We start from the raw sequence: 13,529 nt of genomic DNA on the forward strand, positions 1-13,529 counted from the left end.
GAAACGCTGATGTTCTCTTTCCAATCGACCACTTCGCGCAGCTACGATGCCTCGAACGCGCAGCGCAATACTCTTAATCAGTAACAAATGACCGCATGCAACAGCTTGGCTGCCCCCCCATCGGCGGCGAGCTACGCCAGCGCAAGCGGCATGTTCAGCATACGGATTCCACCATGCCCCGCATTCCGCTTCGTCCCTCTGCCATCGCCGCTTGCCTTCCAGGGATGGCCGAAACCATCTCGCATCCATCCAAACCTTCAGCGAAGCGGCAGACGCACAACAAATTGGCTACCCCCGATCCATGCGCGTTCGAGGCGGAACTGATCCAGGCACAGGAAGATCCGCTGGGTTGGTCCGCAACGCTACTTGAGCAAGCGAAGCAGGCAACTGTCTTCGACTGCGGGTTGAAAGCCGCTCCCAAGCGCAAACACGCTCTTCTGCGGCCCTTCAGGAAGGCCGCAGAGCTATTGGGCCTCAGTAGTGGTGCGCCAGAACCACATACGGCCCTGCTGCGCTATTCCTCGGTGCAGTGCGAGAGGAACAGACCAGCCGATCCATCGGAACGCAGCACCAATGCCACCGTTGATCCGCAAGCAGCCCCGTTGCTTTCAAATGCCGCCAAGGATCTCAATGAGGCGCTGATATCCCGCCTGGAGCAATCCAACCGCGATTTGGCCGCACGGATCTCCCGGCGTCGCCAAGACGAATTGAAGTACGCGCATGAACAAACGCTACAAGCCGCACATGCGCAGTTGGCCTTGAGAGCCCGACGCGCCGCCAATCTTAACGACAGCATCAGCGTACTGACGCGCGCACGCGCCGAACTGCTGCAACGGCTGCATGGATGCAAAGTGCAAACTGATGCAGTATCGGCGACGGTACAAGATCTCGAGTCGGAAATTCTCTCCGCGCGCGCCGCATTGAACGCACTACCAGACGATCAGCAGTCGCGCGCTGTCGCAGCGCGCGCGGCGCCATCCTTGGCCAACGCGCATCAGAGCGTAGATTCCTCACAGCTGCAGCGCGTCCGCACTCGGCTCGAAAACGCACTGAAGGATGCGCGCGCGCGCGGCGATGCACTGGCCAAAGCGGTTTTTTTCGGCCGCGGCCTCGCACAGGCAGAACAAGCAGAACAAGCACTTGCGGTTACTAATGCGGAGATCGATCAGTTACGGAGCGCGTATGCACAAGCGCGCGATGCGTTGCAGTCATATCAAGCAAGCAGCGCGGCCAATGAGCCGGTGTCTGGCACGCTTGCGTCGCACCTTGCTGCAGAGCGAAACCGAGAATTGGAGGTACTGCGCACACGACTGGGGCGCAACGAGAACATGCTGACCCTGCAACGCACGCATGCCGAGCGCTGCCAGCGGAATGCGCGGCGCCTACAGGAGCACCTCGCCCAGGTCGACGCAAAACTGAAGCAGGCGCAGCATTCGTCGCGGATCAACACAAAGGAGTTGTGGCAGCAGGAGCAAACGATCAGCGTGCTGGAAGCAGCGAACGGCGAAATGCGGCGTATGGTGGAACATGCAGCCGCGCAGCCGCCGGTTGATGAGGTTCGGCCCAAAGCTGCCGATCTCGTCGCCGACACCATGGAGGCATTGCTCCACGTCCTACCCGGCTTTCGCAAGGAAACGATCACCCCCGTGAGTCGACAGGCGCTACGCACCTGGGCTGGCGGCCTGCAAGGCCGCAGCGCTGCGTTCGGGACCGACGCCTTGCAGCCGGTCGACGCGTTGCACATCGCCCTGCAGGCCTTATCGATCGCCAGCGAGGGCGATGCCACGGTAGCGGTCAACGTGCTGCAACGCTTGGGCGTCGTGCAGTTGCGTGAGCTGATTCCGCCACCAGAGGTCTCCATCGCTACCGAGGTGGTCCCGCCGATGGATACCGTCACCGCCTGCGTCGGCCTGTTGGCCGGCGTTCCGCGCGGCATGCAGGTTCTTTCGCACATGCTGCACGAAGAACCCACGCCCCCCTCCAGGGAGTGTTTGGAGGCGGCGCAGGTCCATCTGCGTGCCAGCCATCGGCTTGCACTGATGCCAGACGCAGAACAGACTGAACGCACCTGGCTGGGCGATGCGCAAATGGGAGCGCGCCATGCCCTGCATGGCGCCTCGCCGCTGCAGGGCCTGCAGTCTGCAACGGATGCCCAGCGCGGCGCATTTCATGCGTTCCGCAACGGCTACGAAACCACTCGGGCAGGTTCACCCTATGCCCGCGTTAACGCATGCCTGCAGATGTTTGCGCAATGGGCGGTAACAGACAGCGGAAGGCGGGGCAATCGCGCCCTCAATCCCTTCAACGCACTCGAGCTGGGAATGAAGGTCGGCGCCTCCGAAGCGCTTCCGACAGCTGTGCGGCGGGCCAACGACGCTTTTCGCGAGGCGGCCGGCCACCTTACCAGCTGGCTCGTCGCGCGCCGCCAGATCCAAATGGCGTGCGGGCGAATGCCGTCGCAGGAAGAGCTGGCGATGCAAGCGCTTTCGGAGTACGCGCACTGGCTCCCACACGAGCAGAATGCGACCGAACTGACCTTCACTGCCAAGGTACTGGCCAAGATTGAACGGCGCGCTCAGGATCTTCAGCGCTCGGCGGCTGCCTCCGTGAGCGAAACCAACGATCGGCAACCGGCGGAGTGCCATCCGGCGATCGCGTCCGCCTGGGTTGCATTACGTACCGGCCGCATGCGTCTGCCTGAAACGCTGCGGCTGATCCAACGCGGCTTGCTCCACCACGCCGTACAGCCGACCGACATGCCGATCGGTGCAGCGCCCCTGGATGAAGAACTGGCGTCGGTCGCGCGCAACCACTTTCATCAGGCCGTTGGTAATGCCAGTCGTTTTCTTCATGAGGGCGACACGTCCCGCGTCAGGTCGCCACGCGCGCTGTTCGAATGCCTGCGCAACCTGATGGAACGGCTGGAATGGCGCGACAAGCTGCGTCTCACCGAGCAACGAGTGATAGGACTCAATACGACGCCGCTGTCGGCCGCGCTTGCGATCATCCCCAGCGGCCTGGGACTGAAATTATCCGCAGGCTGTCAGATCAGTTCCGATCGCTCGGTGGAGATTTACATGGGACGGACCGGGCTGTCGCTGCAGATCGGACGACAGAAGGCGCGGCAGTTCAACGCCAGTACGGGCATTAGCGCGGGCGTGCTGCTGCCGGGCACCGAACGCGCACCGGTGGGTATTACGGGAGCAGCCGATTGGCGCATCAAAAATGAATCGGGCATCGAACATGGCGTGCAGATCCGGGTACCACGACGGGGCAAGGGTCAGGAGCTGGAGCAGCGCGCGCAATTCCTCGCCATGTTCGAACATCTGCTGGAGCTCGCAGAACAAGCCGGCGGCGATACAGGCCAGTTGACCAGGCAGGATTTTCTGGCGGAGCTACTGGCGCACCATCCCAGCATCACCGTTGGCTTGATCGGCCATGCCGAGCGCAACTCTTCGGCCACCGAATCCAGCGTCACCATCGCTGCGGGCGTGCGCGTGGGAAAAATGGATGGCCAACCGCGTCGCGCCACCCTGGGGGCTTCGCTCGGGCTAAAGGCACGGCGGGAAACCTCCCGTTCGCAGACGCCGATCGAAGGCTACATGACGATGGTGCTGAAGGATTCAAGCGCACAATCCAGGGTAGAAATCGCAGGGCGCGGAACGGCAAGTCTCGTTGCTCAGCAGTGGACGCACCCGAGCACTGGCAATGTGCCGTCCACACCAGTGGCGCGGCTGTCCATGGCTACGCTCGATTTCGGCTATAGCAGAGAGCTGCGTTCGGGTGGCAGCAATACGTTCTCCACCTTGTGGATGTTCAATAACGAAATCGATCCTGTGCGCACAGATCGTGGCTTAGAATTCTTCAACTTCACGTCATTCAAACGCGAGGTGAAACGCAACTGGCAGTTATGGACCCACTACGGAATCTCCAAACTGCAAGGCAAGGTCGATGACCAGCGGCTCTACATGGTGGCCGAGCGCCAGTTAGAGGACTTCGTCGAACGGGTCCGCATCCACATGCAAGACAACAAGTTCGCTTCGCTGGTCGTAGACTGGGTATTACAGGCCGATGCTGCGCCGCGCCTGGACGCATTGCGCGCGCAGGCCCAGCTATTACGGGGCGCCGGCTGCGAAGCTCAAGCGATGGAGGCTGATCGCGCCTTCGATGATCTGATCAGCCACCCAGGCATCTGGGAACCGACCATTCTCATTCTGCGCGAAAAGGGAAAACGCCAGCGCGAGCGTGGCATCGACTTCTTCATCAAACGCCAGGTTAACCAAGCGGCCGAGGCGAGTCGTACGGTTGGTCAATGGATCCCGTACGAGCCAGTCCCGTAGCGCTGCCGGCGTCACCCCCGAATGGCGGGGTTTCCGTCACGTCACGGCGAACGCTGCGCCCCCCACCCCGGCAGGCACAGCCGAGCTGCACCATGCATTTATGCCGTGCGTCCGCAGACGCATCTAATGCGCGTCGCCCACCACGTCCACGCCCTTGGCCGGCGTGTACCGGAAGGTGTCTGCAGCAAATGCAGGATTGCGCTTCCAGCCGCTGAAACTGATGGCGGTGTGCTGCCCCACCGCGTCCACCACTTCCATCTTCGCCAGGCCGTCCTTACCGAACCCCAGCGAGGCCATCTGGAAGCTCGCCTCGGTGTCGACCTTGGGCGTCAGCGACAGCCACTGCAGGCCGTCGCGCGGCGCCGCTTCTTCGCTGACGTCGTACTGCTTGTCCAGGCGCGCCGGGTCGATCAGGGCGACCAGCGGGCTGTTCTGCTCTTCGCTGCCCTGTGCACGCACGGTCACCTGCTCCAGGTCGGGGTCGAACACCCAGACCTTCTTGCCATCGGCCACGATCAACTGCTTGTAGGGCTTGGCATATTCCCAGCGAAACTGGCGTGGCGCCGACAACGCCACCCGCCCGCTGGAGCGTTCCTTGACCCGACCGTTGGCATCGCTGACCTGCTGGCTGAACTGCCCGTCCAAGCCCTTCAGGCCACGCGTGAACGTCTCCAGCTCCTGTCGCGCACCGGCAAAGGCGGTACCGGCGAACAGGGCGGTGGCAAGGACGGCATAACGGAGCTGGCGATGCATCGCGGTCTTCCAGAAGGAACTGCGTCAATTCTGAAGCTTCACAGATGAATGGGCGAGCGCTATCGCGCGGATGCGTTCATGTGAGGCGCGTGCCCGCGCTGCGCGCTCACTGCGCCGTCTGCACCTTGCTCAGATCGCCGTAGACGATCTGGCCGCGAAAGCCCCGGCGCACCTGCTGGTAGAGCTCGCGAAACGCGCGGTAATCCTGTGGCTGGCACAAGGCCTGCGGCCCACGCACGGCAGCGCGTTGCAACCGGTGCACGGCGGTGACGGTCTGCCCCTGCCGCGTCCATTCCACCGCGTAGTCGCCTGCCTTGTTGCGGAACCGGCTGCTGCGCGGGATGGCAATGATGGGCACGGTGTCGGGCAAGGTCACCACGTAGGTTTCCTCGCGCACGCTGTCGTTGCAATAGAACGGCGTCAGATTGTCTTCGGCCGAGGTGGTCGTGTAGATGTCACGGGTGGATTCGGCGCCAGGCATCTCCGGCAGGGTCATGCCACCGACCACGGAAAAATCCACCGCGTCGCTGGCCTGGAAGGTGTAGCGATAATTGAACGGCGTCTCCAGATCCAGTGGATCGCCCTGGATCAGCAGATCGCCGATGCCGACGAAGCCGGACTGGGCAATGATCGATTCCTCGATGCGGTTGCGGTTCTGCGCATTGAGCTGCACGAACATCGCGCGCAACCCCACCTCACCGGTTTGCCCGCTATCCAGCGTGGTCAGCCCCTGCAGGCCACCCTGCGGGGTGAAGCGATAGTCGGTCCGCGCAACATAGCGATTGACCTTGCGGTCGTTCGGCGGCGTGTGGGTGAGCTTGCCGTCGCGCGTATGCACCACCGGTGCGCCCAGGTCGCCGGCCGGCAGCTGGCCGAAGCGCGCATACGGGTTGGTGGAATCGACGTAGAGATCGAAGGCCGGCAGATAGGTGATGGCGTGATTGAAACGCCCCAGCACCGGGATCGCCGGCAATGTCGACCCGCCCTCCGCACCGATCAGGACCGGCGTACTGGCGATGCCCTTGGCCGCCAGCAACGCTTCCAGGATCACCGTGTGGTCCTTGCAGTCGCCATAGTGGTTGGCCAGGATGCTGTCGGCACTGTTGGGCTCCAGCCCGCCATTGCCCAGGTACACCGCCACGTAGCGGATATTGCGCGCCACCCATGCGTACAAGGCCGCGGCCTGCGCACGCGGGGCGTCGATGCCCTTGGTGACCTGGTCGGCCAGCGCCTGGATTGCCGGCGTCACCGCCGCCGCGCGCGCGCCCTTGACGTGATAGGCCAGGCCCATCTGCGACCAGCTGTCGAAGGTGCTGGCCATCAAGGTGGGGCTGAACTCCCAGGTTGCCGCGCTCCAGTTCTGGTTCTTCATCGGCACGGTGCGCTGGTAACGCCACTCCCAGCGCGCCTGATCGCCACGCACCACCGGCTTGGTCCCGCCCTGTAGCCCACGCACCGACAGATGCATCGGCAACGATTTCGGCGCCACCAGGGTCACCACCGCATCGTCGTATTGCGCAAACACGCTGAAGGTCTCCCACAGGCTGAAATAGCCGGGGAAATAGGGGGTATTCTGCGCCCGCCGCACCCGGTAGACGATACGTGCGCCGGGCGCCAGGTTCGGGAACACCACCACCTTGACCTTGCGGTCGGCATATATCGCCGCCGAGGCGCTGGAATAGCTTTCCTGGGTGTAGATCTTGTCGCTGGCCACCTCCTGGCGCAGGCCTTCGGCGGTGACGGTATAGGCCTGAAGCACCTCGAGCGTTTCCATCTTCTCGCTGTAACTCAGGCGCACCTGGCTGAACTGCTCCACCGCCGACTTGGTCTTGAGCAGAATCTCGTATTCGTCGGTCTCCACGCTACTGGCATCGGCGCGTACTTCGTAGTCGGCGCGATAGCGCACGAAGCTGAAGTTGGTGTCGGCCTGGGTGCGTGCCGCCCCCGGGACAGGCGCCGCCTGCTGTCGGGGCTGTGGCTGGGCCAGCAGCGGCGCGGAGAACAACAGCACGAGCAACAACAAGGGACGATGCAGCATGGGTCTCGATCACGACAGGCCAAAGTGGCGCTTGGCGCACAGGGTAGCCGTTGTGCCCGGCAATGACAGACATGGGCTTCCCACTCTGCCGCATCACTGCGCATGCCCTCCTGCCGACACTCCAGCAAGGTGAGCTGGATCCGACGCTGGCTGCGCCTGTCGCCTGTCGCCGGACAACGCGATGCGATGCTTCGGTACGTTCAACGCTACCGAATCCAAGGGCGGCGCGTGGTCACCAGAAACCCGCAAATCCCCGCACCCGGCGCCCTGCACGGCGGTGATGGCCGCCGCGCTTACTTCGGGGGCGGCGGTGCCAGCACGCTGCGGTCGCCGTTGTGCTCGGGCGGGCTGACCACGCCGGCCGCTTCCATCGCCTCGATCAGGCGCGCGGCGCGGTTGTAGCCGATCTTCAAGCGCCGCTGCACGCCGGAGATGGAGGCGCGCCGGGTCTCGGTGACGATGCGCAGCGCCTCGTCATACAACGGGTCCGACTCGTCGCCACCACCGCCACTGCTTTCCGGCAGGCCGGTGGCACCGACCACGGTGCCATCGCCCATGGTCTGCACTTCGTCCAGCACGCCTTCGACATAGGACACCGGCCCGCTGGCCTTGAGGTGCTCGACCACCCGATGCACTTCCTCGTCGCTGACGAAGGCGCCGTGCACGCGGTCCGGCAGTGCGGTGCCCGGCGGCAGATACAGCATGTCGCCGTTACCCAACAACGCCTCGGCGCCGGACTGGTCCAGGATGGTGCGCGAGTCGATCTTGGAACTGACCTGGAACGCCACGCGGGTTGGAATATTGGCCTTGATGAGGCCGGTGATGACATCCACCGACGGCCGCTGCGTGGCCAGGATCAGGTGGATGCCGGCCGCACGCGCCTTCTGCGCCAGACGAGCGATGAGCTCTTCGACCTTCTTGCCGACGATCATCATCATGTCGGCGAATTCGTCGATGAAGATCACGATGAACGGCAGCGTCTCCAGCGGCCGCGGTGCTTCGCCCAGCTCCGGGTTCGGCTTGAACAACGGGTCCATCATCGGCTGGCCGGCGTCGATGGCGTCCTTGATCTTCTTGTTGAAACCGGCCAGGTTGCGCACGCCCACCGCGCTCATCAGCTTGTAGCGGCGTTCCATTTCGGCCACGCACCAACGCAGACCGTTGGCGGCCTCCTTCATGTCGGTGACCACCGGTGCCAGCAGATGCGGGATGCCTTGGTAGACGCTCAGTTCGAGCATCTTCGGGTCGATCATCAGCATGCGCAGCTCCTTGTGCGAGGCCTTGAACAACAGGCTCAGCACCATCGCATTGACCGCCACCGACTTGCCCGAGCCGGTGGTACCGGCCACCAGCAGATGTGGCATGCGCGCCAGGTCGGCCACGGTCGGGCGGCCGGCGATGTCCTTGCCCAGCGCCAGCGTCAACGGGCTGGCCGACTTGTCGTATTCCTTGGAGCGCAGCAGCTCGGACAGGAAGATCATCTCGCGGGTGACATTGGGGATCTCCAGCCCGATCACCGACTTGCCCGGAATCACGTCCACCACGCGCACCGACTTCACCGACAGCCCGCGCGCGATGTCCTTGTCCAGCGAGCTGATCTGGCTGACCTTGATGCCCGGCGCCGGCTCGATCTCGAAGCGTGTGATGACCGGCCCCGGATAGGCGCCAACCACCTGCGCCTCGATGCGGAAATCCTTGAGCTTGAACTCGATCTGCCGCGACAGTGTTTCCAGCGTTTCTTCCGAATAGCCCTTGGCCTGCGGCTTGGGGTCGTCCAGCAACGCCAGCGGCGGCAGGTCCGAGCCATCGGTACTCACGCCCTGGAACATCGGGATCTGCGTATCGCGCTTGGCGCGTTCGCTCTTTTCCACCACCGGTGCCGGCGGCGGCTCGATCTTGACCGGCTCGCGCTTGGCCTGCTTGACCGCATCGACCTTGCGCACTTCCTCGCGCTCCTCGCGCATCACCCGGGTCTGCTGCCACTCGCTGGCCTGGTGGGTCTTGCGCTGCATCAGCGGCCCCAGCGCCAGCACCCACTTGCCGATGCGCTCCATCACCGCGAACCACGACAAGCCAGTGGCCAGGGTGATCGACACCAGCAGCAGCACCACCACGAACAGGTTGGCGCCCAGCGCGCCGAAGCCGGCGCTGAGCGAGCCGCTCACTTGCTCCCCAAGAATACCGCCAGCCTCGGCGACTTCTCCATGATAAAGACGCAGATGCAGGAAGCCGGTCGAAGAGATCAGGAAGCCGACCATCCCAACCAACCGCAGCGAGGGTCCAAGGTCGCTCTGACTCTGCTCCTCGCGCTCGCCGATCAGGGCAATCCAGGCCACCGCTCCCAAGATCACTGGCAACAGAAAGGCCACGTAACCGAGCAAATACAGCAACACGTCCGCCGCCATGGCACCAAACCGGCCGCCCATGTTGTGAATCGGCGCGACCAGGTTGCCGGTGCGCGACCAGCCGGGATCGGTGGCCGAATAGGTGAACAGGCTGGCCAGCAGGTACAGCAGCAGCGGCGCCACCGCGATCAATGCCAGATCGCGCCAGAGCTTCTGTCGGCGCGGAGTGTCGGCGGCCGCCGTCTTGCGCGACGACGTCTTGCCTTCTGCGGGCTTGCTGCGTTCGGGAACCTGCTTTGCCACCTGTAGCCAGACCTTAGAAAAATGCTGTTAGTGGTTGATAATAAACGACTGCGGCCGCAGTGACAGCAGTCAGGCGACCGCCGGCTGCCACGGCATGCAGCCGTCAACGAAAAACGCCGCACAAGGCGGCGTCGGACCTGCAACGTGGGTGGGCCATGCCATCTGCGGTTCAAGCAGTTCCATCGCGCCGCCTTGATTCACCGGGTGTGGACCGCCACTCTATGCCGCCACGGGAGCGCGAATCTGCGCGCCAGCCCTGCCATTTCCTAGATCGCGAGTATACATGAGCGCCTCTTCTGCCAGCCCCGCCAAGCATTCCCGCCTGCTGATCCTGGGCTCCGGCCCGGCCGGCTGGACCGCCGCGGTCTACGCCGCCCGCGCCAACCTCAAGCCGGTGGTCATCACCGGGCTGCAGCAGGGCGGCCAGCTGATGACCACCACCGAGGTGGACAACTGGCCCGGCGACCCCCACGGCCTGATGGGCCCGGACCTGATGAACCGCATGCAGGCGCACGCCGAGCGCTTCGACACCGAGGTGATCTTCGACCACATCCACACCGCCGACCTGTCGCAGCGCCCGTTCCGGCTGATCGGCGATAGTGCCGAGTACACCTGCGACGCGCTCATCATCGCCACCGGCGCCACCGCCAAGTACCTGGGCATTCCCACCGAGGAAGCCTTCAAGGGCCGCGGCGTGTCCGCCTGCGCCACCTGCGACGGGTTCTTCTACAAGGACCAGGACGTGGTGGTGGTCGGCGGCGGCAACACCGCGGTCGAAGAAGCACTCTACCTGTCCAACATTGCCCGCAAGGTCTACCTGGTGCACCGCCGCGACACTTTGCGCGCGGAAAAGATCATGCAGGACAAGCTGTTCGCCAAGGTGGCCGCCGGCAAGATCGAAACCGTCTGGCACCACGCAGTGGACGAAGTGCTGGGCAACGATGCCGGCGTGACCGGCGTGCGGGTCAAGTCCACCCTCGACGGCAGCACCCGCGACATCGCTGCGCACGGCTTCTTCGTCGCCATTGGCCACCACCCCAACACCCAGTTGTTCGACGGCCAGCTGGCGATGAACAACGGCTACCTGGAGATTCGCTCCGGCCTGAACGGCGCGGCGACCGAAACCTCGGTGGCCGGCGTATTCGCCGCCGGCGACGTGGCCGACCAGCACTACCGCCAGGCGATCACCTCGGCTGGCTTCGGCTGCATGGCGGCGCTGGATGCCGAGCGTTATCTCGACAAGGGCGTCTGAGGTGATTGCCAACCGCCGGTCGCGCCCTGCGACCGGCCTGCCCAGCAGGCAGCGCGGATGAGCGTTACCGCGCGCTGGTGCCGTCGGCTGGACGAATTGCCGGCTGGCGCCTGGGATGCGCTGCACGATGGCACGCATCCCTTCATCGGCTATGCGTTTCTGCAGGGACTGGAGCAGGAAGGCTGCCTGCGTCCGGACTGGGGCTGGAACCCGCTGCATCTGACCCTGTGGGAAGGCGACAGCCTGGTCGCCGCCGCGCCGGGATATCTGAAACACAACTCGCACGGCGAATTCGTGTTCGACCATGCCTGGGCGCATGCGTACGCGCGCTACGGGCAGGAGTATTTCCCCAAGTGGCTGTGCGGGGTGCCCTACTCGCCGGTGACCGGCCCACGCCTGCTGGGCGCCCCAACGTGGCGGCCGCACCTGCTGGCGGCCATGCGCGAGCTGGTGGAGCGCAGCGGCCTGTCGTCGGCGCATGTGAATTTCCACCCGGTGGACGAAGACACCGCCTTCGATACCGACTGGCTGGAACGCAACGACCTGCAATACCACTGGCACAACCGCGCCGGCTGGACCAACTTCGAGGCGTTCCTTGGCGCCATGGACCACAAGCGGCGCAAGAACATCCGCCAGGAACGGGCCAAGGTGCAGCGCGCCGGTATCCGCATGCGCGTGGTGCATGGCGACGAGGCCAGCCAGGACGACCTGGCGGCGATGTATGGCTTCTATCTCAAGACCTTCAACGAGTACGGCAATTCGCCCGCACTCACGCCGCAGTTCTTGCAGCATCTGGCAACGGCCATGCCGCGCCAGCTGGTGATGTTCCTGGCCGACCTCGACGGCCGCCCGATCGCCGGCGCGCTCTGCCTGCGTGGCCACGACACCTTATACGGCCGTTACTGGGGCGGCGACACCCTGCCCGGCCTGCACTTCGAAACCTGCTACTACCAGGGCCTGGAATACTGCCTGCGCGAAGGCCTGGCCCGCTTCGAGCCCGGTGCCCAGGGCCAGCACAAGATCGCGCGCGGCTTCCTGCCCACCCTGGTACGCAGCCGCCACTGGATCGCCGACCCCAGCTTTCGTGCGCCGCTGGCGCAATGGTGCGCGGACGAGCGCGTGGCGGTTGCCCAACAGGCCCTCGAACTGGCCGAGCACAGCCCGTTCCGCGACTGCACCGGTGCGCCGACTCCAGCGCACAATGCGCCGATGCACCCGTGTGAGGGACGGGCAAGGCTCTAAACTCGTCAGATGTCGCGCGCTCTTCCCTTCCTGCTTTCCGCCGATCCCGCCGCGCCGTTTCCGCCTGCCGAGCAGGCATTGCGCGAGCCAGATGGCCTGCTGGCGATCGGTGGCGACCTGTCGGTGCCGCGGTTGCTCAATGCCTATGCGCATGGCGTATTCCCCTGGTTCTCCGATGGCCAGCCGCTGTTGTGGTGGAGCCCAAATCCGCGCATGGTGTTCTGGACCGAGAGCGTACGCCTCTCCTCTCGCTTCAGGCGCCAGCTGCGCACCAGCACCTGGACCGTGCGCGCCGATACCGCGTTCGAGCAGGTCATTGCAGCCTGCGCGGCGATTCCGCGCGCAGGCCAGGACGGCACCTGGATCACGCGCCCCATGCAGCAGGCCTACATCGAGCTGCACCACCTCGGCCATGCGCATTCGCTGGAAGTATTCGACGGGACACACCTGGTGGGCGGCATCTACGGGGTGGCGATCGGCCGAATGTTCTTCGGCGAAAGCATGTTCAGTGCGCGCAGTGGCGGCTCCAAGGTGGCCCTGGCCGCCCTGGCTGCGGACCTGCACGCCCGTGGATGGCCGCTGCTCGATGCGCAGGTGGAAAACCCCCACCTGCTGAGCCTGGGAGCCGAACGCCTGCCGCGTGCAGACTTTTTGCATTCCGTGCAGCGGCAGGTGGCGCAACCGGAGCCGGCAGGCAGTTGGTCCGCGCGCTATGGCGAGCGGCTGGCGCGTGAGCTGCATGAAGCTCGCTTAACATAAATTTGCACCACCGGGAGATGGGGCGTAAAATGCCGTCCCTTACGGCCCTGCCGGGCCAGCCGTGATTGCACAGGATTACATGTCGAAAGACGACTCCATTGAATTCGAAGGCAGCGTCAGCGAGACGCTTCCCAACACCACCTTCCGGGTCAAGCTGGAAAACGGGCACGAGATCATCGCCCACATCTCCGGCCGCATGCGCAAGAACTACATCCGCATCCTGACCGGTGACCGGGTCAAGGTCGAGATGACGCCATACGACCTCACCAAGGGCCGTATCACCTACCGCATGAAGTAAGCGGCTTTGGTGCTGAGACGCGAGGCGGCCCATGGCCGCTTTTTGTCGTGCCTGGAATTTGCAGCGTACTGCCTTGCGGTGGCATTTGTCGTCACAACAGCCATGACGCCGCACAAACAGCCAGACGCAATGCGATAGGTCCGCCTCCAGACCCTAGCCGCAGACCTCTGCGTCAGGCAGGCACAAAAAAGCCGCTCAG

7 protein-coding genes and 1 pseudogene are annotated in these 13,529 nt (G+C 64.3%); 5 read left to right on the forward strand and 3 right to left on the reverse strand.

Features of this window, described 5'->3' with window-relative positions:
• The first annotated feature begins 173 nt into the window (after window positions 1–173).
• Window positions 174–4,340 carry a XopZ family type III secretion system effector gene (gene xopZ, locus XcuCFBP2542_RS11440; protein ID WP_104603685.1) on the forward strand — a complete coding sequence of 1,389 codons (4,167 nt, stop codon included), beginning with the start codon at window positions 174–176 and terminating at the stop codon, window positions 4,338–4,340.
• A 123-nt stretch (window positions 4,341–4,463) separates the two neighbouring features.
• Here xopZ and lolA read toward each other — a convergent pair whose 3' ends face one another.
• The 3 genes from lolA to XcuCFBP2542_RS11455 form a co-directional block, all read right to left on the reverse strand.
• Window positions 4,464–5,093: an outer membrane lipoprotein periplasmic chaperone LolA gene (lolA, locus tag XcuCFBP2542_RS11445; RefSeq protein ID WP_104603686.1), complete on the reverse strand. Its 630-nt coding sequence runs from the start codon at window positions 5,091–5,093 to the stop codon at window positions 4,464–4,466.
• Window positions 5,094–5,199: 106 nt separating this feature from the next.
• Window positions 5,200–7,131: a DUF3857 domain-containing transglutaminase family protein gene (locus XcuCFBP2542_RS11450; RefSeq protein WP_104603687.1), complete on the reverse strand. Its 1,932-nt coding sequence runs from the start codon at window positions 7,129–7,131 to the stop codon at window positions 5,200–5,202.
• Window positions 7,132–7,424: 293 nt separating this feature from the next.
• Window positions 7,425–9,779, reverse strand: a complete 2,355-nt coding sequence (locus XcuCFBP2542_RS11455; protein ID WP_104603688.1) for a DNA translocase FtsK — start codon at window positions 9,777–9,779, stop codon at window positions 7,425–7,427.
• A gap of 283 nt (window positions 9,780–10,062) precedes the next feature.
• Here XcuCFBP2542_RS11455 and trxB point away from each other — a divergent pair, with 283 nt between their 5' ends.
• The 4 genes and pseudogenes from trxB to infA all read left to right on the forward strand — a co-directional run bounded on the left by trxB (window position 10,063) and on the right by infA (window position 13,330).
• Window positions 10,063–11,031: a thioredoxin-disulfide reductase gene (trxB, locus tag XcuCFBP2542_RS11460; protein ID WP_104603689.1), complete on the forward strand. Its 969-nt coding sequence runs from the start codon at window positions 10,063–10,065 to the stop codon at window positions 11,029–11,031.
• A gap of 57 nt (window positions 11,032–11,088) precedes the next feature.
• Window positions 11,089–12,201, forward strand: a pseudogene (locus XcuCFBP2542_RS11465) (GNAT family N-acetyltransferase); the annotation flags it as partial.
• An 81-nt stretch (window positions 12,202–12,282) separates the two neighbouring features.
• Window positions 12,283–13,032, forward strand: coding sequence for a leucyl/phenylalanyl-tRNA--protein transferase (gene aat, locus XcuCFBP2542_RS11470; protein ID WP_104603691.1), 750 nt, complete (start codon window positions 12,283–12,285; stop codon window positions 13,030–13,032).
• Between the two features lie 79 nt (window positions 13,033–13,111).
• Window positions 13,112–13,330 (forward strand): translation initiation factor IF-1, encoded by a 219-nt coding sequence (gene infA, locus XcuCFBP2542_RS11475; RefSeq protein WP_002813418.1) that lies wholly within the window; start codon window positions 13,112–13,114, stop codon window positions 13,328–13,330.
• Window positions 13,331–13,529 lie beyond the last annotated feature (199 nt).

Source organism: Xanthomonas cucurbitae (genome assembly GCF_002939885.1).
Classification (GTDB): Bacteria; Pseudomonadota; Gammaproteobacteria; order Xanthomonadales; family Xanthomonadaceae; genus Xanthomonas; species Xanthomonas cucurbitae.